The organism is Pseudophaeobacter leonis (assembly GCF_002087335.1).
In the GTDB taxonomy this organism is placed as follows: Bacteria; Pseudomonadota; Alphaproteobacteria; order Rhodobacterales; family Rhodobacteraceae; genus Pseudophaeobacter; species Pseudophaeobacter leonis.
In genome coordinates, this window is sequence record NZ_MWVJ01000008.1 from 45030 (window position 1) to 67785 (window position 22756).

17 protein-coding genes and 3 pseudogenes are annotated in these 22756 nt (G+C 58.9%); 7 read left to right on the forward strand and 13 right to left on the reverse strand.

The annotated features are described in order from the left end of the window. Position 1 precedes the first annotated feature (1 nt). The 8 genes and pseudogenes from flgK to B4968_RS03800 all read right to left on the reverse strand — a co-directional run bounded on the left by flgK (position 2) and on the right by B4968_RS03800 (position 11080). Positions 2-1447 carry a flagellar hook-associated protein FlgK gene (gene flgK, locus B4968_RS03765; protein ID WP_083096737.1) on the reverse strand — a complete coding sequence of 482 codons (1446 nt, stop codon included), beginning with the start codon at positions 1445-1447 and terminating at the stop codon, positions 2-4. A 44-nt stretch (positions 1448-1491) separates the two neighbouring features. Further along, a complete protein-coding gene (locus tag B4968_RS03770) occupies positions 1492-2793 on the reverse strand; it encodes a flagellar hook protein FlgE (protein ID WP_083096739.1) in 1302 nt (433 codons plus the stop codon). Between the two features lie 123 nt (positions 2794-2916). Continuing rightward, a complete protein-coding gene (locus tag B4968_RS03775; protein ID WP_083096889.1) occupies positions 2917-3750 on the reverse strand; it encodes a flagellar motor protein MotB in 834 nt (277 codons plus the stop codon). A gap of 202 nt (positions 3751-3952) precedes the next feature. Beyond that, positions 3953-5572 (reverse strand): long-chain-fatty-acid--CoA ligase, encoded by a 1620-nt coding sequence (locus B4968_RS03780; protein ID WP_083096741.1) that lies wholly within the window; start codon positions 5570-5572, stop codon positions 3953-3955. A gap of 21 nt (positions 5573-5593) precedes the next feature. Continuing rightward, positions 5594-7215, reverse strand: a pseudogene (locus tag B4968_RS03785) (GMC family oxidoreductase). A gap of 250 nt (positions 7216-7465) precedes the next feature. Further along, a pseudogene (locus tag B4968_RS03790) lies at positions 7466-8979 on the reverse strand (heme biosynthesis protein HemY). A 10-nt stretch (positions 8980-8989) separates the two neighbouring features. Next, on the reverse strand, positions 8990-10273 hold the full coding sequence (locus B4968_RS03795; protein ID WP_083096744.1) for a COG4223 family protein: 1284 nt from the start codon (positions 10271-10273) through the stop codon (positions 8990-8992). A 54-nt stretch (positions 10274-10327) separates the two neighbouring features. After that, positions 10328-11080, reverse strand: a complete 753-nt coding sequence (locus tag B4968_RS03800) for a uroporphyrinogen-III synthase (protein WP_083096745.1) — start codon at positions 11078-11080, stop codon at positions 10328-10330. Between the two features lie 75 nt (positions 11081-11155). Here B4968_RS03800 and tsaD point away from each other — a divergent pair, with 75 nt between their 5' ends. The 4 genes and pseudogenes from tsaD (at position 11156) to B4968_RS03820 (ending at position 13906) form a co-directional block, all read left to right on the forward strand. Beyond that, on the forward strand, positions 11156-12253 hold the full coding sequence (tsaD, locus tag B4968_RS03805) for a tRNA (adenosine(37)-N6)-threonylcarbamoyltransferase complex transferase subunit TsaD (protein ID WP_083096746.1): 1098 nt from the start codon (positions 11156-11158) through the stop codon (positions 12251-12253). Beyond that, positions 12250-13211: pseudogene (locus tag B4968_RS03810) on the forward strand (NAD(P)H-dependent glycerol-3-phosphate dehydrogenase). The gene tsaD and the pseudogene B4968_RS03810 overlap by 4 nt, the downstream one beginning before the upstream one ends. Then, positions 13212-13484, forward strand: a complete 273-nt coding sequence (locus B4968_RS03815; protein WP_083096747.1) for a YciI family protein — start codon at positions 13212-13214, stop codon at positions 13482-13484. It begins immediately after the preceding pseudogene. Continuing rightward, positions 13484-13906: an EVE domain-containing protein gene (locus tag B4968_RS03820; protein WP_083096749.1), complete on the forward strand. Its 423-nt coding sequence runs from the start codon at positions 13484-13486 to the stop codon at positions 13904-13906. The genes B4968_RS03815 and B4968_RS03820 overlap by 1 nt, the downstream gene beginning before the upstream one ends. Positions 13907-14299: 393 nt before the next feature. Here the strand turns inward: B4968_RS03820 and B4968_RS03825 are convergent, their stop codons facing one another. Next, positions 14300-14641: a DUF2853 family protein gene (locus tag B4968_RS03825; RefSeq protein ID WP_083096751.1), complete on the reverse strand. Its 342-nt coding sequence runs from the start codon at positions 14639-14641 to the stop codon at positions 14300-14302. 217 nt (positions 14642-14858) lie between these two features. Then, positions 14859-16250, reverse strand: coding sequence for an adenosylhomocysteinase (ahcY, locus tag B4968_RS03830; RefSeq protein ID WP_083096752.1), 1392 nt, complete (start codon positions 16248-16250; stop codon positions 14859-14861). A gap of 209 nt (positions 16251-16459) precedes the next feature. Between ahcY and B4968_RS03835 the strand changes: the two genes are divergently transcribed. Further along, the gene (locus B4968_RS03835; RefSeq protein ID WP_083096754.1) at positions 16460-17056 is read left to right on the forward strand and encodes an HD domain-containing protein; all 597 of its coding nucleotides are present in this window, start codon (positions 16460-16462) and stop codon (positions 17054-17056) included. Positions 17057-17104: 48 nt separating this feature from the next. On the opposite strand, the gene B4968_RS03840 is transcribed toward B4968_RS03835, so the two are convergent. The 3 genes from B4968_RS03840 to B4968_RS03850 form a co-directional block, all read right to left on the reverse strand. Beyond that, a complete protein-coding gene (locus B4968_RS03840) occupies positions 17105-18244 on the reverse strand; it encodes a glycosyltransferase family 61 protein (RefSeq protein ID WP_083096756.1) in 1140 nt (379 codons plus the stop codon). Positions 18245-18253: 9 nt separating this feature from the next. Further along, positions 18254-18808 carry an ActR/PrrA/RegA family redox response regulator transcription factor gene (locus tag B4968_RS03845; protein WP_083096759.1) on the reverse strand — a complete coding sequence of 185 codons (555 nt, stop codon included), beginning with the start codon at positions 18806-18808 and terminating at the stop codon, positions 18254-18256. Positions 18809-18890: 82 nt separating this feature from the next. Beyond that, on the reverse strand, positions 18891-19511 hold the full coding sequence (locus B4968_RS03850) for an SCO family protein (RefSeq protein WP_083096761.1): 621 nt from the start codon (positions 19509-19511) through the stop codon (positions 18891-18893). A 167-nt stretch (positions 19512-19678) separates the two neighbouring features. Here B4968_RS03850 and regB point away from each other — a divergent pair, with 167 nt between their 5' ends. Both regB and B4968_RS03860 read left to right on the forward strand, forming a co-directional pair. Then, complete coding sequence (gene regB / locus B4968_RS03855) at positions 19679-21070, forward strand: sensor histidine kinase RegB (RefSeq protein WP_083096764.1); 1392 nt, start codon at positions 19679-19681, stop codon at positions 21068-21070. Between the two features lie 89 nt (positions 21071-21159). Further along, positions 21160-22716, forward strand: coding sequence for a PAS-domain containing protein (locus B4968_RS03860; RefSeq protein ID WP_083096766.1), 1557 nt, complete (start codon positions 21160-21162; stop codon positions 22714-22716). The last annotated feature ends 40 nt before the right edge of the window (positions 22717-22756 follow it).

A 22756-nucleotide genomic window follows, 5' to 3' on the forward strand; every position in this document is an offset into this window, starting at 1 on the left:
ATTACATCCTCAGAAGAGTGTCCATCATTTCATTGATGGTCGACAGCATTTTGGCATTTGCCGCATAGGCGTTCTCGATGAGCATCATATTCTGCAGCTCAGCGTCGGAATCCACCCCAAGGGCCAGCTCCGCCTTGGCCATCTCGGTGTAGCTGGTCGCCGCATAGCTCAACGTGTTGTTGGCGCTGTCGCTATCGCGGGCAAACCGGGACATCACAGAGGCGCTGAGCGTATTCAGATCTGCGGAAATCGTCCCCAGCTTGATCGTCGAAACTGTCCGGTTCTCAGCAATTGCGTTGGAATAGCCAATCAGCAGGCTGGCATCTCCCGGGTCGCCCAATGTGGCCGCATAGAGACCATCACGGAACCGCCAGGTTTCTGCCTGCCCGTCCAGAGCAACCAGATCGTTAAGCTCAAGCCGCGCCGACAGTCCAACGGTATCGACAGGGTCAAAAGCACCGCCACCGTCGGTAAAGATCCCGGCATCCGTCAGGCCAATGGTGGCATCCAAAGCCGGATCCTGAAAACGCTCAACCAGATCTCTTGCCATAGCATCCAGATCATTCTGCGCCTCAACGGCGACATTGTCGCGAATATCAAACGCTGCCACCAGGGTGCCGCCCCGCAGAGGTCCGGTGACCGAGGTATCCATCTCGCGGCCATTAATTTCCAGACCCGATAGCAGGCCATTCGCCTGGGTCATCTGCGGCTCGATACTGCGTTTCGCATCAAAGCTCAGCTCTGCAGCCTTGCCATCCAGCAGGGCGACGCCCCCAACTGTATAGAGCGCAACCCGGCCCTGATCCCGTTGCACGACGTTCACTGGGATCGCGGCATTTACCGCGTCGATGAGGAGGTCACGCTGGTCCTCCATCGCAGTGGTTGTCGCGCCTGCGGCCTGGGTGACAACAATGCGGGCATTGAGCCTTTCAAGCTCTTTCAGCTGATTGTTCAGATCGTCCACCTGAACATCAATAGACGTTTCAGCAGCCACCCTCTGTTTGTTCAGCCCTGCAGCCGCTTCGGTGATCGACTGAATAACCAGATCCGCCTTCACCGAAAGATCATGCAGCCGTTCGGTAGAATCTGGTCGCGAGGTCACCTCCACCAGAGCGGCGTCAAAATTCGAGATCTGCGCAGAAATCGAGGTGCTGTCATCCACCGTGCCGACAAAGCCGGACATGATGGCAAAGAAGTCCGCATAGACTCCTGATTTTGCATGTGCGGCCTCGGCTTTGCGCGTCGTGGATTGCAGCGCCGGGTCAACATTGCGTTCAACATCGCCAATTCTGACCCCGGGCGTATGTTGCCCGGAGCTCAGGTTCAGCATTTGAGAAGAGTAGCCAGGCGTCAACGCATTGGCCAGGTTCTCCGAGGTTACTTGGGATAGCCGCGCACTCGCGGTTAGCCCGGTCATCGCGGAGTTTAGGGCACTTGAGATAGTCATGTCAGGCTGCTCTTTCTAAGCCGGTGTCAAAGTATCAGCGGTGCTTACCGCTTGATATTCGTGGTTTCCTGAAGCATCTCATCGACGGTCTGGATCACCTTGGCGTTGGAGGAATAGGCACGCTGTGTCTTGATCATATCCGTCAGTTCGGTCGCCACATCGGTTGCTGATTCCTCTTGTGCATTGGAAACGACTTCGCCGGTTGGGCCTTCACCTGCATCCCAGAGGAAGTAGGATCCACTGTCTGACGAGGGCAGATAGGTCTGGTTATCCAATGATTTCAGACCGTTCAGATTCGGCACATCCACCAGGGGAATTTTATAGATAACGCGGGTGGCACCAGAATCGTAGTTGGCCCGGACGTAGCCCTGCGGGTCAACCTCGACGCCAACCATGGTCCCCACTTCGGAACCGTTTTTGGTGATAGAGGCCGGGGCAAAGGTGTCTGAAAGCTGGGTCAGGCCGTCACTGTCGTCAAGCATGCCAACAGCGATCTCCATTGGACCACCATCTACCGTCACCACCACACTGCCGGTGGCGGCATCATAGGCACCGCCAGTGATCGCCGTCACCGAGGCCAGCGTGCCCCCTGCTGTACGACTGTCATTAAAGGTCACGGTGTATTCACCAATCACGGCTCCGGCAGAGGCGCTGTCGGTGATTGTCATGGTCCACTCATTCGACGAGCCGAGTGCAGGAACTGTCGGCGTGAAGGAAATCCCAAGCGTTTGCGAGCTGCCAAGGTTGTCATAGTATTCAACCGTCAGATTTTGATCCGTCCCGGCCGCTCCAGCCTCGGTCGCCGTTGCCGGCAGGTTCACGCCCAGTCCCACTGCGGTGGTTGGAGTCCCTGACAGCTGGTTCATGTTGTACTGCACCGGCTCCAGGCCCTGGGCCGTATCACGGGGACCGTCTGACACGGTACCATCGGCATTTGCAGGCCATCCCAACAGAACCAGACCAGATGTCGTCGTCAGGTAGCCTTCGTCATTGGTACGGAAAGAACCTGTGGTGGTCATCATCATGGTCGGAGAGCCATTGCCGCTCTCGACTTCGGTCAGGCTTGCCACTGGCAGCATCCCACGCCCGCTGACGGCCAGGTCAGTCGCGTTGTTGGTGCCAACCAGAGCGCCGCGCTGATCAATCAGCCGCATGTTGGACGTTGCAACGCCGCCTGCGGTATACTTACCCCCGGAGGCGCCAACGACGATGGATTGAAAATCCGTCTGGACTCTCTTGTAACCCTTGGTCGAGGAATTCGAGATATTGTCCGAAATTGCGGCCAACGAACTCGCGTTTGCACTCAATCCGGCTACGCCGGCATTCAGAGCGGAAGAAATTGTCATGTTGCGCCTTTCTGCTGCAATAAGTCGTTCTGGAACAACAGATAGCGCATCAGCACTTAACGGGCGGCTAACAGATAAAATGCAATCCATCCAACACCGCCCGCGGGCAACTATAGTGGGGTATCACTCTCGCAAAAGGATGATTTCTACGCGGTTATTGCGCATCGCCATGGGATTCTTCACAGCCAGTTTGCGATCTGCATGCCCGGTGACACGGTGGATTCGGCTGGCCTTCATGCCACCCGATTCGAGCAGCGAGCGGGCTACGTTGGCGCGGGCATGGGACACCTCCCACACCGGGTTCTGTGCCAGAACAACAGGGTGCGACTGAATGTGGCCGCCAATGGCTATATTGTTGGTCACGCTTGTGCTGACCCGTGCCACCATGCGCACCAGATCCCGGAACAGCGGCGTTGGCTCTGCTCCGCCTCTGGAAAAGAGGGCTACACCGTCGGTCTCAAAAAGCTCGATGATCAGGCCTTCGTCGGTGACACGCGTGATGATATGGCGCGACATCTCCACTGAGACCATACTCTCGCCACCCCGCCCCTTGAGCGAATCTTCGACAGCGCGGAAGGTGACATCTTCTGCGCTCTCCTCATCGTCGCTGACACCCGTTTCACCCTGCGACTTTTGCGCATCCATCGGATTGATATCGGTCGCCCCGGTACCTGATTGTGGCTGAATATCTTCGGTGAACATGCTGTCGCCCTGGAAGGCGCCATTGCCCCCGCCTGAGATACGGCTCAGAGGGATGGACCGCGAACAGTAGTCCGCCCGACCTTTGCGTTGCTTTTCAGTTGTTGCGTTCAACAGCCACATCAACAAGAAGAACGCCATCATGGCAGTCACAAAGTCCGCATAGGCAACCTTCCAGGCCCCCCCATGGTGGCCACCGCCACTAATGACTTTTTTCTTCTTGATGATAGTCGGCGCCATTCCGTTTTGTGCGCTCATATCCACCACCACTATGTTTCACCCACATTTGGGATAACAGGTGGGACATTAACTGGCCCCTAACAGATAAATTTGCCGGCAGTTAAGACTTCTAACCAGAGGATACCGGGCCAGATTTGCCATCAACGGGTCCAGATTGCAGCCAAAACACAGCAAAAAACCCCTGCCCCCGGAACCAGATTCCCGGGAGCAGGGGTCGTTATCAGGCCTCCAGCAGGATTGTTCCGAACGATTCGCGCAGCTTGTTCTTCAGCACCTTGCCGGTTCCGCCCAAGGGCAGTTCAGTGACAAAAACCACCTTGTCAGGGATTTGCCAGCTCGCCACGCGGCCCTCAAAATGGGCCAGAAGATCTGCTTCGGTCAGACCCTCGTCGGATTTGATGGCAATCAGCACCGGACGTTCGTCCCATTTGGGGTGCTGGGCTGCAATGGCTGCGGCCTGCGCCACCTTGGGATGCGACATGGCGATATCTTCCAGCTCAACCGTCGAGATCCACTCACCGCCGGATTTGATGATATCTTTCGAGCGATCCCGGATAATCATATAGCCGTCCGCATCAATGGTGGCGACGTCACCTGTATCAAACCAGCCATCCATGGTCAGCGCTGAGCTGTCGTGGCCAAAGTAGGTGTCGATAATCCACTGGCCACGGATTTGCAGCTCTCCCTGTACAACGCCATCATTGGGCAGCACATGTCCCGCCTCATCCACAAGGCGCAGCTCGACACCGTAGGGCGGACGCCCCTGGCCTTCGCGCAGGCTGCCTTTTTCAGTGTCCGACAGGTCTTCGTGCTTTTGCAGCAGGTTGTTGATGGTGCCCAGCGGGCTGGTCTCGGTCATGCCCCAGGCATGGATCAGCTCCACACCGTATTTGTCGCGGAAGGCGGGAATCATCACCGTCGGCAGGGCAGAGCCGCCAACCACGGTGCGCGTCAGGCTCTCGGCCATGCTGCCGGTTTTTTCCAGCGCCTGCAGCAGCCCCATCCAGATGGTTGGCACGCCCAGCGCCAGCGTCACCTTTTCGCCGTCAATCAGTTTGACGAGGCTTTCGCCATCAAGCTTAGCACCGGGCAGAACCAGTTTGGCCCCGACACCGGCGGCAATATAAGGCACACCCCAGGCATTGACGTGGAACATGGGCACCACGGCCATGACGGTATCCCTGGCAGAAATCGCCAGACCGTCGGGCTGGTTGCCGCCCAGCGAGTGCAACACGGTGGTGCGATGGGTGTATTGCACGCCCTTGGGATTGCCGGTGGTGCCAGAGGTGTAGCACAGGCTCGACGGCATGTTTTCGTCCAGCTCTGGCCAGCTGTAGTCGTCGCCTTCGGCCGCGACCAGCTCGTCGTAGAACAGAATGCCCGGTACCGCCTCTGCGGCGGCCGCGTCACGCGGTCCCATCAGAACGATATGCTTCAGCGTTTTCAGATGCGGTTTCAGCTGCCCGACGGCGGCGACAAAGGTGGCATCAATAAACAGCACCTGTTCGGCGGCATGGTTGATGAGAGAGATCAGCTGTTCCGGCTTCAGGCGCGGATTGATCGTGTGACAGATCATGCCGGCGCCTGCGACGCCAAAATAGATCTCCAGATGGCGCTGGTTGTTCCAGGCGATGGTGCCGCAGCGCTCTCCCTGCGCCACCCCAAGCCGTTCCAGAGCTGCCGCCAGTTTGCGCGCGTTGCGCTCAACTTCACCCCAACTGGAATGCACCACTTCGCCGGAGGTCTCGACCGAAGTCACCGTGGTTGCGCCGTGGTAGCGGCCCGCATGCTCAATCAGCGAACTGATGGTCAGCGGTTTGTGCATCATCTTGCCAAGCATATCAGCCTGTCTCCTCAAACTTCATTCAGCGGCGCGGGCCGCGCTTGCACGGATCATATCCGCAGCCTTTTCCGCAATCATGATGGTGGGCGCATTGGTGTTGCCGCCGATCAGCCGGGGCATCACGGAAGCATCGACAACACGCAGCCCCTCCATGCCGCGTACATTCAAGTCCGGGTCTACCACAGCCATATCGTCCTGGCCCATCTTACAGGTTCCCACCGGATGATAGATGGTATCCGAGCGCGCCCGGATGTGCTGCTCCAACGCTGCGTCATCCGGCTCCTCCGCGATAAAGAGTTCTTTGTGGATATACCCCGCAAGCGGCGCAGTCTGCATGATCTGCCGCATCTTGCGCGCGCCCTTGATCAGAGTCGCCAGATCTTCGGGATCCGACAGAAACTGCGGATCAATCCGTGGCGCAGCCATCGGGTCGGGCGAATTTAGCCCAACCGAGCCGCGCGATTTGGGCCGCAGCACGCAGACATGACAGCTGAACCCATGACCCAGATGCAAGTTGCGGGCGTGGTCATCGACAATCGAGATGACAAAATGCAGCTGCACATCGGCGCGCTCAAGATGGCTTGCGGTCTTTAGAAAGGCAGCCCCCTCGGCAAAGGGCGTAGCGATCATGCCCTTGCCGGTTTTGCGCCAATTGGCGATGTGTTTCAGCAGCGACAGGCTGCCCGGCAGTGAGATGCCAAAATTGTCGCGGTCCTTGCTTTTATAAGAAAGAGTGAAATCCAGATGATCCTGCAGGTTCTGCCCAACGCCAGGTAGCTCATGCACCATGTCGATGCCATGAGGTTCGATATCCTCGCGTCGGCCCACGCCCGACAGCTGCAACAGCTGCGGCGAATTAAACGCCCCGCCACAAAGCACCACCTCGCGCCGCGCCATGACCTGTTTGTCACTGCCCGCCTGCCGGTAGGCCACACCAGTGGCGCGCTTGCCGTCAAACAGCACCTTTGTGGCATGGGCCTTGGTGAGCACGGTCAGGTTTTTGCGCGCCATCACCGGGTGCAGATAAGCAGCCGCCGCCGAACACCGCTCGCCGTTTTTATCCGCCCTATGAAACTGGGTGACCTGGTATTCGCCAATCCCCTCGTTGTCACCGGCGTTGAAATCGGCAACCTCGCGGATTTGCAGCGCTTTGCCCGCCTCAATAAAGGCGCGGGTGATCGGGCGGGGAGATTTTTGGTTGCTGACCTGCAGCGGGCCGTCGGCGCCATGGGCATCATCACCGCCGCGCACGTTGTTTTCAGACCGCTTGAAATAGGGCAGCACCGCCTCCCAGTTCCAGCCGGTACAGCCAAGATCAGCCCATTCATCATAGTCGCCAGCATGGCCCCGAATGTAGAGCATGGCATTGATCGCGCTGGAGCCGCCCAGTGTTTTGCCGCGCGGCTGATACCCCTTGCGTCCGTTCAACCCGGGTTGCGGCACCGTCTCAAAGGCCCAGTTGTTGATTTTTGGCCGCCCCGGCACCATCGCCACAACCGCCGCAGGGGCGCGCACCAAAGGCCATCGCCCTGGCCACCCGCCTCGATCAGGCAGACGGTGATTTCCGGATCTTCGCTGAGACGTGACGCCAAAGTAGAGCCTGCGGACCCGCCCCCGACAATGACATAATCGAATTGCATCATTCCTACTCAGCCCCCTCCCAGAGACGCCAATCTGTGACGTCAATCTGTGACGCCAGAAGACCCAAACCATGGGCGCCTGTCCAGTTTCACATAGCGTAACATATCTTCAGGGGTCGGCGGAACGGCGATGCATTACGTCCGAGCTGGCCGGCGGGCAATTCCGTCGCAACACAGCCTCTGGATCGAAGGGTATCCCAGAACTCACAGGTGGCGCGGCGCAACTGTCCCGCGCCACCTGTGCAGGTGCCTACCGGGGTTTGGCGTCCTGATCATCTTCGGCCTCATCCATGGCCAGCTCATCCTCAGCTGGCTCTACAGGAGAGACCTCCAGGATCTCATCCGCCTCAGATGTGTCCGGCTCCATCACGGCAGCAGCAGGCGCCGCGCTCGCTCCGGTAATCAGCGGCAGCATATGCACACCGGTGGCACTGGCCAGTTCAGGTGTTTCGGGCCGTTGCCAGCTGAGCGTGTCAAAGCTGGTGCAATGCTCGCAGACCGGCGCCCAATCCGCGTGAATATGGTTGCAGTTACTGCACACCCACTGCGGACCTCGCGGCGCACTCAGCGCCCGGGCCAGCCAGGCCTGCGTCACCGCATTATCTGCGCCCTCGCCCTTTTCAATGGCGGCCATCAGCGTCAGGGCCCGCGCATCAGGGGCACGCTCCACCAGATCACCCAGCGCGCGACGCGCCTCGGGGAAATCCACAGGACGATGTTCAGCTCGGCCATGACCAGCCGGGTTTCATCGTCCTGTGGTTTCAATCGCGCCAGTTGCTCAAAGCGCTTTACCCGTTGGGCTGGCGTCTCATCCGGCTCCACCTCGGCAAAGACATGCGCAAGGTCCGGGTGCGGTTGCGCCTCCCAGGCCTTTTTCAACACCTTGATCGCATTGCGTTTCTTACCCTGTTCCAGATAGGCGCGGGCCGCCATTGCAGCCGCTGGCACCAGATCAGGCGAGAGCCTATTGGCCTCGATCGCCTGTTCGCGCTGCTCTACCGTGGCCTCCTGGTCAACAATCGCCTGTGAGGCAGACAGCGCCAGCACCGCATCGCGGCGCCTGAACACATCGCGCGGCAGCGAGCCTGATTTCAGCTTGGCCGACAGTGTCTTGCGCGCACCGGCCCAATCCTCGGCCTGGGCCTGAAGCTGCAGCAGGGTATCCTGCACCTCTTCGTGTTTGGGTCGCAAAGCCAGCGCCTTTTCGGCCAGTTGCAACGCAGTCTCCTTGTCGCCTTCCGAGAGCTTTTGCTTCATGATGCCGCGCACCCCGACAAAGCGGGTATTCTGGTTGCCCAGCAAACGTTTGTAGGCTTCAGCCGCCTTTTTGGTATCGCCTGCCATCTCGGCCGCCTGCGCGGTCAGCAGATCGGTGAGTTCCGGTTTTTCAAGGTAGCGCGCGGCACGCGACGCCTTGGCCAGCGCCAGACGTCCCTCGCCCGAGGCCAGGGCCATCAGCCCCTCTGACAGGGCTTGATAGCCCTTTTGCTCGCGCCCCTTGTCGAAATAACGCGAAATCGCGGTCTCATCACCATTGAGGAATTTGAGCGTCGCAATCAGCAGCGACAGCAGTTTGAAAAACACCCAGACCAGCAAGACCAGTACGGCCAGCGCCAGAACGGATTGCAGCGCACCAAGGGTATATTCCACCCCAGCGACAGTGATTTGCACACCACCAGAGGTCTCCATCAGAATGCCGGCGCCAAAAGCAAGCAGCGCAATAATGGCGACAAAGACGAGAATTTTCAGCAATGACCAGAGCATGGCAGCTTCCTTATTTTGCGTTCAGGCTTTGGGCCAATTGATCAACAGCGGCGGGGGCAGCCAGACGGGCGCGGGCAGAGGCCTGCCAGTCAGCAAGCGCTGCGCGCGCCGCCTCTGGCAGTGTATCCAGCTCTTGCAAAGCGAGGTCCAGATCCCCGGAATGGATCGCTGCCTCCGCGCGGGACAACACAGCATCGGCCCCGTCGCCCTGTTGCGGGCTGGTCGAGCGGGCGGCGAGGTGGCGGTTGACATAGTCCATCAGACCACCGCTGCCCTTTGTTTCATCCCTGGCCAGCGCCAGCGCCTCACGGGCGGCCGGGGTAAAGGCCTCGCGCAGCCCGTCCAGGGTAACAACGCCGGTCTCGGCAGTGCCCGAGAGCGCTGCGGGCACCTCAACCTGTTGCGCCTGCAGCTCTGAGACCGCTGACAGATAGGCGCCCCCGGTATCCAAAGAGACGCGGATCTTCGCCAGCGCGGTCTGCGCGGCAGCAATGCGTGCGGCCTCAACGCTTGACAGTTCCATCTCGCGCGCCTCGGCCAGCATGCCTTCGACCTCAGCCCGCTGCGCCGCCAGCTTCTCTTGCAGCTTGCTCAGCTCATTTTCAAAGGCAGCAACCACCTCAGGCGAGGCGGCCTCAGTAATCGGGCGCGCTTCTATTTGATCAAGCCGCGCAGTCAAGGCTGCGAGTTTGGCAGCCGCGTCCGGGTCGGCAGGCTGGACCGCACTGAGGCTGGTCACGGCCTCTTCGACAGTGGTGAGACGTTGATCCAGCGGCGCGATGTCCGGCAGTTTTATCTCACCCAGCTGTGCCTGCAGCGCTGCTATCTGGGATTTCAGGGCAGATTGCTCGACCTCAAAAGCTGTCATGTCAACCGCAGTGGCCCCCTGCAGGCTGGCGGGCAACACCGAATTGAGCAGACCACCCTGGCCAACAACAAAGCCCAACACAGCGGCGACAGCGCCGCCCAATAGGGCCGCACCAAATCCACCGCGTTTTTCTATGATACGTTCAATTTCGCGAGGTAGATCAGGTTCGGACACTGCCTCTTCAGACACGCGTTCTGCAGTCTGGAGCTCAGGTTCAACAGCACTTTCCTCGGTCTCGGTCTCGGTCTCGGTCTCGGTCTCGTAAGACAAAACGTCGTCGAGCTCCTCCACGTCAACCGCCTCACGCGCCACCTGGTCCTCAGCCGTCAAGGAAGCCGTCTCTGAGGTCTGCGCCTCGCCTGCCCCGAGGTCCTGCGCGCCACTCTCTTGTCTGGTCACGTCATCCGCAGTCTTCTTGTCAGCCACTCCGGCCTCCCCTCGATTCTCAAATCACCAAACTCAGCACACTATCCCGCGAGCCTACTGCGCCGGGTTGTCACCCTCAAGGTGCGCCAACCGAACTGCGGCATCACGCACCATTTCAGCCATGCTGATAGCATCCGGAGCCTTACTGACCCGCAAGTCCTTGTAGTTCAAGCCCTTCAGCTCAGCCGCTACCGACTCGCTTAGCGCAATCAGAGTTAAATTCACTTGATCTAGCCCCAGGCTGGCGAAATGCCGCGCAGTGCGGGGTGAAAAATGCGGCACGATCACATTACTTTGCGCGGAAATCTCCCGTATCACCTCAGGGCTCAGTGGTAAAAGCTGCTGCTCGTAGATCACCTGACCCTTGCAGGGCAGGCCCAAAGCGGTCAGCTGATTGGCAACACCGCCACGGGTATGGCGCCCATGCAAATGCAACAGGGGTGAGAGCGGTGGTGCGGCACGCAGGCGGGTCAGCAGCGCGGCGGCAGTAGCGCCACAAAATTGCGCCTGCCAGCCGGCCTCTTTTGCCGCCTCTGTCGTGCGCTGGCCCACACAATAGGCGGGCAAAGACCCAGGGGCATGACCTGCCGCCGTGACCCCATTTGCTGAGGTAAAGATCACGCCCTGATACCCCTCATATGAGATTTGATCCCCCAGGGGGCAAATCTGCATCAAAGGCGCGTGCAGCACCTGAAGACCGGCCTGCAAGTCCTGTGGCAACTGCGAGACAAACCGCGCGGAGGCCTCTTGCGGTCGCGTCAGCAACAGCGCCACAGGATTGCGGTTAAGGACCTTGGCGTCGCGCATGCTTTGGGCTCCCGGGATTGTTTGCGTCTCGCATAGGTGCTAGCTCCAGCAGCAATCTGATGCAACGGGTAGACCATGACACAAAGCCTGACACTTTTGGGGCTGGAAAGCAGCTGTGACGATACCGCCGCCGCCGTGGTGCGGCAAGTGCCGGGTCAGCGGGCCGAGGTGCTCTCGTCCATCGTCTTTGGCCAAACAGAGCTGCACAGCGCCTTTGGCGGCGTGGTGCCCGAAATCGCCGCCCGCGCCCATGCCGAGAAACTGGACCTCTGCGTCATTGATGCGCTGGCCGCGGCCGGGCTTGGCCTGCAGGATCTGGATGCCATTGCGGTCACGGCCGGCCCCGGTTTGATTGGCGGTGTCATGTCTGGTGTGATGTGCGCCAAGGGTCTATGCGCGGCCACTGGGCTACCGCTGGTTGGGGTCAACCACCTGGCGGGCCACGCCCTGACACCGCGCCTGACCGATGATGTGGCCTACCCTTATCTGATGCTGCTGGTCTCGGGCGGCCATTGCCAATATCTGATTGCCCGCGGCCCCGAAGTTTTCACCCGCCTGGGGGGCACAATTGATGATGCCCCCGGGGAGGCGTTTGACAAAACAGCCGGCCTGCTGGGCCTGCCGCAACCCGGTGGCCCCTCGGTGCAGGCCGAGGCTGAGGCAGGTGACCCCAAGCGGTTCCGCTTTCCACGGCCTTTGATCCAGCGCGAGGATTGCAATCTGTCTTTTTCGGGATTGAAAACCGCCCTGATGCGGATGCGCGACCAGATCGTGGCTGAAAAATCCGGGCTGACGCGTCAGGATCGCGCCGATCTTTGCGCCGGCTTTCAGGCCGCTGTTGCCGATGTTCTGGCCTCTAAAACACGTCGCGCGCTGGCGCTCTATATGACAGAGGCCCCCGCACCGCCTACGCTTGCCGTGGCAGGTGGTGTCGCGGCAAATACCGCCATTCGGGCCGCATTAGAGACAGTTTGCGCCGAGCTGAACACAGATTTTGTGGCACCCCCACTGGCCCTGTGCACCGATAATGCCGCCATGATTGCCTATGCCGGGCTGGAGCGGTATCAGGCCGGCGCCCGCGACGGGATGGATCTGACTGCACGGCCCCGCTGGCCGCTGGACCAAAGCAGCCCCGCCATGCTGGGGTCAGGTCGCAAAGGAGCCAAGGCATGAGCATCGCAGTTCTGGGCGCGGGCGCCTTTGGCACCGCCCTCGCGATCTCTCTGGCCAAGGAAACGCCTGTCACCCTATGGGCGCGCGACGCGGATCACGTCGCCAAGATGCAGGCCCAGCGCTGCAACGCAAGCCGGCTGCCGGGCGTGCCACTGCCCGCTGGCCTGTCCTTGACCAATGACTTTGCTGCAGCCACCACAGCGGAGATTTTGCTGCTGGCTGTGCCGATGCAAAAACTGCGCGCGGTGCTCGAAACACATCAGGCAGCGCTGCAGGGCAAAACGCTGGTGGCCTGCTGCAAGGGCATTGAGCTGGAAACAGGACTGGGTCCAATTGCCGTGATGCGCGAAGTGCTGCCAGAGGCCCGCACAGCCCTGCTGACCGGCCCCAGTTTTGCCGCCGACATCGCGCGCGGTCTACCCACGGCTCTGACGCTGGCCTGCGCTGACGCGGACCTGTGCCGCCAGCTGCAACAGCGCCTGACCACCGCCAATCTGCGCCTGTATCGCACCAGTGACACCTGCGGCGCCGAACTGGGTGGTGCCTTGAAAAACATTATCGCCATTGCCTGTGGCGCGGTGATTGGCGCCGGTCTTGGCGACAGTGCCCGCGCCGCGCTGATGACGCGTGGCTATGCCGAGATGCAGCGCATGGCGCTGGCCTGTGGCGCAAAACCAGAGACTCTGGCCGGGCTTTCGGGCTTTGGCGATCTCACCCTGACCTGCAGCTCGACCCTGTCGCGCAACTATCAGCTGGGGCTTGCAATCGGGCGTGGCGAAGGGTTTGATCCCAAAATCACGGTTGAGGGCGCCGCTACCGCCCGCGCCACTGCTGCAAAAGCACAGACCATGGGGCTTGATATGCCATTACCGAAACCGTTGTCGGGTTGCTCAATGGCGACTTGACGATTGCCACCGCCGGCGCTCAACTGCTGGCACGCCCTTTGAAAGAAGAATGAATGCTGATTGCCCTGATTGCCCGCGACAAACCTGACCACCTGCAGACCCGAATGGATAACCGCACGGCCCATCTGGCCTATATCGAGGAGACAGGTGTTGTGGCGCAGGCCGGCCCATTGCTAGACCAGGAGGGCAACATGGCGGGCTCGCTGATTATCCTTGAGGTCGAAGACATGGCCCCCGGTGAGGCCTGGGCGGCGGCAGATCCCTATAACAAGGCAGGCCTGTTTGAAGCGGTCGAGCTGATCACCTGGAAGAAAGTCATCGGCTGATGCGCTACTGGCTGTTCAAATCCGAACCCACCACCTGGGGCTGGCCTGATCAGGTTGCCAAGGGTGATGCCGGCGAGGAATGGGATGGCGTGCGCAACTACCAGGCGCGCAATTTCATGCGCGAAATGTCGCTTGGCGACCGCGGTTTCTTTTATCACTCGCAAAAAGAGAAGTCGGTGGTGGGCATTGTTGAGGTCTGCGCCACGTCGCACCCTGACAGCTCTACAACAGATGCGCGCTGGGACTGCGTCGACATCAAGGCGGTGCGCGGATTTGTGCAACCGGTGTCGCTGGATCAGATCAAGGCGGATCCCCGGCTGGAAGAGATGATTCTGGTGCGAAATTCCCGTCTGTCGGTACAGCCCGTCACCGCCCAAGAATGGCAGTTGATTTGCGCATTGGGTCAGACAGATCCGGACTGATCTGCCTGACTTTGGCACTGGTCTGCCCGTTTTCCGCACGGGTCTGCCTGTCTCTCGTATCGCAATGCTGTGTGACTGTTCAGATGACCGGACTGTAGTTGGCCGCGCCCTGTGACGCGAGGCGTCATGGGGGCCAAAAATAAAAAAGGGAAGATCCAACAGGAGAGCAGGATCTTCCCTTCCACCCCGCGTGCTCCACAGTACCACCACACGCGTATGAAAATTCGTTCCTAGCCGTCCTGGCTGGTCTCACCTTGATAGCCTAGCTATTGTTATTTCTGCAAATCATATACTTAGACAATGTTATTCAAATCCAAAACACCCGACAGGACTGCCGGGTGTTTTGACGATATAGCGTCTGTTTGGTCAAAGCTCGCTCTCTTTAAAGAGGGCTTATCCGTAGACGGATTCTTTGCCAAAATGCTTGGTCAGCATGTAGTAGACAACGGCGCGATATTTGTTGCGTTCGGACTTGCCGTAGATCTCGACAACCTTGCCAATCGCCTCCATCAGCTCGGGACCATCGGCCAGACCCAGTTTTTTGATCAGGAAGTTATCCTTGACGGTTTCCAGCTCGCTGGCCTGGCTGGATGCCACGGTAGAGGCGTCCGCGTTATAGATCGACGGCCCACACCCGATGGTGACCTTGGTCAACAGATCCATATCCGCATCCATACCGCATTTGTTCTTCAGATCATCGGCATATTGCGCGATCAAATCATCTCTCTTACCCATAAAAGTTCTCCAGCTACATGTAAGGTTGGTCAAAGTTAAGAAATTGCAGAGGCTTAACGAGAGACTAACGCCAGTCGCGCAAGAGACAAAGGAAAAGATTTCTCTGCTTTTCCCCCCTGCCCTGCCATGCGTGGCACAGAGCAAAAGACGCAAACAAAAAGGCCGCCCAGCAAATCTGCGGGCGGCCTTTTTTTTCAGGACCTTATGAGGCTATCGCTTAGTAGCGATAGTGCTCTGGCTTGAAGGGACCTTCGGGTGTGACGCCGATATAGGCGGCCTGCTCGGAGCTCAGAGTCGAGAGTTTGACGCCGATACGCTCCAGGTGCAGACGGGCAACCTTCTCGTCCAGATGCTTGGGCAGGATGTAGACTTCGTTTTTGTAGTTGTCACCGCGGATCCACAGCTCAATCTGAGCCAGAACCTGGTTGGTGAACGAGGCCGACATCACAAACGAAGGATGCCCTGTGGCATTGCCGAGGTTCAGCAAACGGCCCTCAGAGAGCAGGATCAGACGGCTGCCCGAGGGCATCTCGATCATGTCGACCTGTTCTTTGATGTTGGTCCATTTGTGGTTCTTCAGGCTTGCCACCTGAATTTCATTGTCAAATTGGCCGATGTTGCCAACAATGGCCATGTCCTTCATCTCGCGCATGTGCTCGATGCGGATCACGTCCTTGTTGCCGGTGGTGGTGATAAAGACATCAGCGCTGTCGACGACATCTTCCAGACGCACAACCTCATAGCCGTCCATCGCCGCCTGCAGGGCGCAGATCGGGTCGACTTCGGTGACTTTCACCCGTGCGCCGGCACCGGACAGCGAGGCAGCAGAGCCTTTGCCAACGTCACCATAGCCACAGACCACGGCAACCTTGCCGGCCACCATGGTGTCGGTGGCGCGACGGATGCCGTCCACCAGCGATTCTTTGCAGCCGTATTTGTTGTCGAACTTCGACTTGGTGACCGAATCGTTCACGTTGATCGCAGGGAAGGGCAGCTGGCCGTTCTTTTGCAGCTCATACAGGCGATGCACGCCCGTGGTGGTCTCTTCCGAGACACCCTGAATGGCAGCGCGGGTTTTGGTGAACCAGCCGGGGCTTGCCGCCATACGCTTTTTGATCTGGGCAAAAATGGCTTCTTCTTCTTCCGAAGTGGGCACTTCGATCAAATCGGTTTCACCGGCCTCAACACGGGCGCCCAGCAGCACATAAAGTGTCGCATCACCCCCATCGTCAAGGATCAGGTTGGCGCCTTCAGGGAACATGAAAGAGCGGTCGAGATAGTCCCAATGCTCAACCAGGGTCTGGCCTTTGATGGCAAAAACCGGGGTACCACCGGCCGCAATGGCAGCGGCGGCATGGTCCTGGGTCGAAAAGATATTGCAGGAGGCCCAGCGCACATCGGCGCCCAGCGCCACCAGTGTTTCAATCAGGACAGCTGTCTGAATGGTCATGTGCAGCGAGCCGACGATACGCGCGCCAGCCAAAGGCTTGCTGTCACCATATTCCGCACGCAGCGACATGAGGCCGGGCATTTCGGTCTCAGCAATATCCAATTCTTTGCGACCAAAGTCAGCCAGCGCAATGTCTTTTACAATATAGTCTTCGGCCATAGTCCGCTCCGTTCTGGTTACGAGTAATGTTTGTCGCCGCAGGTAACACTGCAATAGTTTATAAGCAACGAAGATGGGCGCAATGAGAACTCAGAGTCTCTGTTTGGCTGGGGTTTCCCTTTGAAAATCTTGCCCTGCCGCAAAATAACTTTCTTCACCCGGCGCAAGCGGCTAGTCAGAAGCTGATTTTACACCACCGGAATTCGCCTATGCCCGCTAAACCCGCCCGTGCCTGGCAACGTATGCTTTCAGGACGTCGCCTTGATCTTTTGGACCCAACGCCAATGGATATCGAGATCAGCGACATTGCCCATGGGCTGGCCTTTGTGGCGCGCTGGAATGGCCAGACGCGGGGCGATTTTGCCTATTCCGTTGCTGAACACTCATTGCTGGTCGAAGAGCTGTTTTGCCGCATGCAGCCCAAGGCGCCGGTGAAATGGCAATTGGCAGCCCTGCTGCATGATGCGCCGGAATATGTCATTGGCGATATGATCTCGCCGGTGAAATCTGCGGTGGGGCCGGGATACAGCGCGTTGGACCAGCGACTGACCTCCGCTATTCACATAAAGTTTGGCCTGCCCGCACAGCTGCCAAAAACCATCAAAGCCCAGATCAAACGCGCCGATAAGGTCTCTGCCTGGGATGAGGCGGTGCAGATTGCGGGATTTTCTGAAACCGAAGCCAACAAGCTTTTTGGCCGCCCAAAAACCGAAGTGATTGCCGGGCTGACCATTGATCTGCGCCCGCCGCTGCAGGTGCGGCAATCTTTTGTGGCCCGCCATGCGGAATTGCTGAGCCAGCTCTGAGTAAGGGGCCAACACCCTAACCGGCCAACACATCAAGGGGCCGGCGCTTTACGGTGCCGCCTCGCGCCGTTTGTTCAGGGGGGCCTCAACAAAGCCAGCCTGGCCACCCACGCCTTTGTCCGTCAGGATCTGGTCGCGTTCTGCCTCGCTCAGCATCTTCCAACGGGCTGTTTCAGAGATAAAGCCGCCTCGTGCCAGATTTTCGCCGATAACCTGATGGTTCAATTCACCAAAGCTCAACCGGCTGGATTTTTGTTTGGACTTGGGCACCCATTCGGCGCGCAGTCCCCCACTCACCAGCGGTGTGCGCGCACAAAAGCTCTCGACATGTTTTGCCAGCAGATTATTGGCCCCCGAGCGGCGCCGCAGGATCATCGCGACCTCCTGGTCAGCGCGTCCCACCATGGCAAAGAGATGCAAGGCAGATCCATCCGCCGCGATAACCTTTTTGGCCGCCTTGTAACGTGCGATCTGATCGCTGAGGCTGTGCTCCTGCGGGTGAAAGATCTCGTATCCTTCGGCCTCAAGCAGCGTTTCGAGCTGCTCTTCGCCCAGCAATCCGCCCTTGCCCAACCCGAGTTTTGACCGCGAGATATAAATCTTTTCCGCGCCTTCGGCCGGGATATCAGTGGCAAAACGGTCATGCACCGAACGACGGAACCTGCGCGTGCCCTCGGTGATCTTACCCAGTCCAAACCCCTGCCCCGGCACCACCAGCTCTTCTACGCGGGTGGGCTGCGCTGCCACGTGGATCGGCAGGTCGGTGCCAAACAGAGCGAGAAAATCGCGATGAAAGCCGCGCACCTCACTGCCCACTTTCGGCCGTTGGGGAATAAAGAGGATGCCCTGAATGTCATCTTCGACACTGGGCAAAGCCCACAAACGCGAGGAGCTTTCCACCAGAAAATGCCCAAAATGCGCCCACAGCACCCCACCCCAAAGCCAGCGCCCCTCAAGGGTCTGCTTGATCTTTCTTGGCGGCCCGGGCTCGGTGGTAATCGGGCGAAACTTGCGCCAGAGTGCGGCCTCCGGGCAATAGCTTCCGTCCGAGTAGAGCACCCCGGCCGGCTGGACCAGAGCACTGATCACCGGCGGCACAACGCAGGCATCCGCCAGCGTCAGTATCTGCTCGGACCAACCGCCAGCGGGCAGCGGCTGATCATCCGGATTACTGGCGCTGTCTGACAATCTGTATCTCTATTTCGGGCTGCGTTTTGCCAAAATACGCTGCAACGTCCGACGGTGCATGTTCAGGCGTCGCGCGGTCTCTGACACATTGCGATCACACAGCTCGTAGATGCGCTGGATATGTTCCCACCGCACCCGGTCTGCACTCATCGGGTTTTCCGGCGGCGGCGGCAGTTCGTCATCGCCGCTCAGCAGTGCATTCATGATATCTGCCGCATCTGCCGGTTTTGAGAGATAATCCGTCGCGCCAATTTTGACCGCCGCCACTGCTGTGGGAATCGCGCCATAGCCGGTCAGGACCACAACCCGGCTGTCGGGGCGTTTTTCGCGCAGCACCTCAACCACATCGAGGCCATTGCCATCCTCCAGCCGCAGATCCACCACCGCAAAGGCCGGGGGCCGTGCGGCTGCGATGGCACGACCACCTGCAACTGAGCCGGCTGTTTCTACTTCAAAACCGCGTTTTTCCATGGCCTTGGCCAGACGACGCAAAAAGGGTTCATCATCATCAACGAGCAAAAGGGACTTGTCCGGCCCAATTTCCTGCAGGGCATTTTCGGCCATGACCGGTTCTCCGCCTATTCCACGCACATTGTTGAATTCGATATTAGCGACCCTGACTAGAAGGTCAAACCACTCGTTCTATTTACATATTGTCGACAAAGCAGCTGACCTTGTCCGCGACCTGCTCTGGTGTCTCGTCCCGGCGGAAGAAATCAACAAATCCCACCTCGGGCAACACCAGATAGGCAAAGGTCGAATGATCAACCAGATAATAGTCTTCATCGCCGGGCTGGCGTTTGAAATAGGTCTTGTAGGCACGGCTGGCGGCCTTGACCTGCTCAAGCGATCCGGTGAGGCCAATCATCTTTTCATGCATGTTGTAGGCAAAATCGCCCACCACTTCGGGAGTGTCCCGCTCGGGGTCGATTGAAATGAACACAGGCGCGGTGCTGATGCCGCGCTCGGCCAGCAGATCGACGGCCTCGGCATTGCGCGACACATCCATGGGGCAGATATCGGGGCAAAAGGTATAGCCAAAATACAAAAGCGACGGCTCGGTAAAGACGTCCTTGTCGGTCACGGTCTCGCCCTTGGCATTTACCAACTCAAAGGGGCCACCAATCGCGCCAGAGCCGCCCGCAACGGTACTGCTGCGACACTGGGCAAACTGGTCCTGCGGCGCACCACCACGGGTGATCAGCCAGGTGCCGCCGGCCAGGGCTGCGACAAAGAGAATGGCGAGAATTGAATAGAGGCGCGTCATGTGATCACACTTTATGTTGGAGGAGGACAGTTGATCGTTTCCGCCGCCAGACCTATCAAGAAACTCAGGCAATGCAACCAACCCCAGTGCAACTCAATGTCACAGGTGCGCGAGCCTGCCTGACCAGCCCCCATGCCACGGGAGACATACAGAATGAGCGATACAGCATGAGTGATACTCAATTTGGCCTGATGCAGGGGCAAGAACGCAGCCATTGGATTCGTCTGCGAACCCTGATCGTTCTGCGTTGGGTCGCCATCGCCGGTCAGCTTATCGCGATCACCGTGGCGCAGCAGCTCTATAACCTGCAACTGGAGCTTGGGCTGTGCCTCCTGGCTGTTGGCATCTCGGTCATCAGCAATCTGCTGGCGATTTTTGTCTTTCCCGAGAACAAACGTCTCTCAGAGTTTGAAAACTTTCTGATGGTGCTGTTTGACCTGCTGCAACTTGGGTTCCTGCTCTATCTCACAGGGGGGCTGAACAATCCCTTTGCGCTGCTGGTGCTGGCGCCCGTTACCATTTCTGCCGCCATGATGGGGCTGCGCTCAACCCTGCTAATTGGCGGCACAGCCATCATTCTGGTCACGCTCATGGCTGAGTTCCACCTGCCGCTGCGCACCGCACAGGGGTTTATCCTGCGCATTCCGGATGTCTTTATCTTTGGCAACTGGACCGCCATTGTTATCGCCATTCTGTTTATCGGTGCCTATTCCTTTCGCATCAGCGCCGAGATGCGGCGCATGTCCGATGCTGTGGCCGCGACGCAGCTGGCGCTGTCGCGCGAACAGAAGCTTACCGATCTTGGTGGCGTGGTGGCCGCAGCGGCGCACGAGCTGGGCACGCCATTGGCAACCATCAAGCTGGCCAGTGGCGAGTTGATCGAAGAGCTGGAGGATCAGCCAGACCTGCGTGAGGATGCCGTTCTCATTCGCGAGCAGGCCGACCGGTGTCGCGTCATTCTGCGCGACATGGGCCGGGCCGGCAAAGACGACCTGCATCCGCGACAGGCGCCGCTCTCGACCGTGATCCATGAGGCTGCCGAGCCGCATCTGAATCGCGGCAAAGAGATCATCTTTGAAGAAGGACCGCTGGAGGATGGCAGTTTTCAGCAGCCCACGATCCTGCGCAAACCGGAAATCAGCCATGGTCTGCGCAACCTGGTGCAAAACGCGGTGGATTTTTCCCGAACCACCGTATGGATCAATGCCGCCTGGAACGACGATTGGATCTGCCTGCATATCCATGATGACGGCCGTGGCTTTCCGCCGCACCTGCTGGGCCGTATCGGCGATCCCTTTATGCGGCGGCGGCGCAGTGAAAATGACCGAAAGCAACGCCCGGAGTATCAGGGCATGGGTTTGGGATTGTTCATCGCCAAAACCCTGCTAGAGCGTACAGGTGCCGAGCTGAAATTCTCCAACGGAGCCAACCAACCCCTGCCGCATCCGCAGGATCGCCGCGGCGCCATCGTTGTGGTATCCTGGCCACGAGACAAAATTGACGCACTGGTCGGAGAGAACGCCGTCCCAACGGGGCAAAATAAATGGATAGAAGTTTAACTATTCACTTTTCGGTAATCAATTAAACTTGGGTTAACCATTTCTAGGTCACCATAGGGAAAAACGAGCACTGAAATAGGCAGGATAAAATGCAGAACCTCATCTCGATCGAGTGGTTGATGCTGGCCACACTTTGCTGCGCCACAGCTGCGGTAGCCGTGTGGTGGCTTTCGCCTGAACAAAGATCAAAGGGTATGGAGCAGGATTTGCTTATCGGAGACGGTCGCGCAGATGCGGTCTTCCTCTTTGATGATACCAGCTTGATCGGATGGTCTTCCGGTGCCCGCAAGTTCATCGGTGAACATGCAGAGCATTTCAGCTGGAACATGCTGCGCGACCAATTGGCCCGCAACTACCCCGGCCTGCCGCAAAGCCCCGGCTTTCTCAAGGATGTCGGCCCGCTGGTTCTGTCAGGCACCGCCTCGGCTGAAAGCCGCGAAGCCCATTGCGAATGGATTGATGGCATCACCCGGGTCCAGCTGCGCCGCAGCACCCTGGAAGAACAGAACAAATCCCTGGATCAAGAGCTCACCACCCTGCGTGCCGCCGTGCATCAGGCGCCCTATCCTGTCTGGCTGCAATCTGAGGAAGGCGCCGTCACCTGGTCGAACCTTGCCTATGACGATCTCAGCCACAAAATTCGCGGCCGTGACGCTGAATTCTCAGAACCCCTGTTCAACAACCTCGACGAACCCAAATCCAGCGGCAAGCCCGAGCGGATCTCGATCCCGATGCCGGAAAGCACCAAACGTCTGTGGTACAATATCTCCACCACCGAAACCGAGGCCGGCTGGCTGTGTCATGCGGTGGATGTAAACGCCGTTGTCGACGCCGAAGTCGCCCAGCGCAACTTTGTGCAGACCCTGGCCAAAACCTTTGCGCAGCTGTCCATCGGGCTGGCGATTTTTGACCGGAACCGCCAGCTGGTGCTGTTCAATCCCGTATTGATCGACCTCACTGCCCTGCCTTCCGGCTTTCTCAGCTCACGCCCGACGCTGATGACCTTCTTTGACCGGCTGCGCGATCAGCGCATGATGCCCGAGCCAAAGAACTACTCCAGCTGGCGCCATCAGATCGAAGACCTGCTCGAAGCCGCCGCCGAAGGCCGCTATCAGGAAACCTGGTCTTTGCCCTCGGGCTCTGTCTATTCCGTCTCCGGGCGCCCCCACCCCGATGGCGCCATTGCCTTTCTGTTTGAAGACATCACCGCCGAAGTCACCCTGACACGCCAGTTCCGCTCAGAGCTGGAAATGGGTCAGTCGATCATGGACCAGATGGGCGAAGCCATTGCTGTCTTTGCCAATGACGGCACCATGACCTTCTCCAACGAGACCTACCACGCGCTGTGGAAAATGGATCCTGATGCCAGCTTTGCCAAGGTCTCGATCATGGATGCGGCCCGGATCTGGCAGGATACCTGCAGCGCCACGCCCGTCTGGGGCGAAATCCGCGACTTTGTTGCCGGCAGCGAAGCGCGCACCCCCTGGTGGTCACGGGTGCAGTTGCGCGACGGCACGCCCCTGTTGTGCAAGGTCTCGGCAATCCAGAACGGCGCCACCATGGTGAGTTTTCAGGCACCAGAACCCGGCCTGCCCCCTGTTGAGCAACAAAGGTTCGCCATCACAGATCAAGGCGGCTCTGCCTGATTTTCGCACCAAGTGCGATCAAAGGCCGACCTAACCTGAG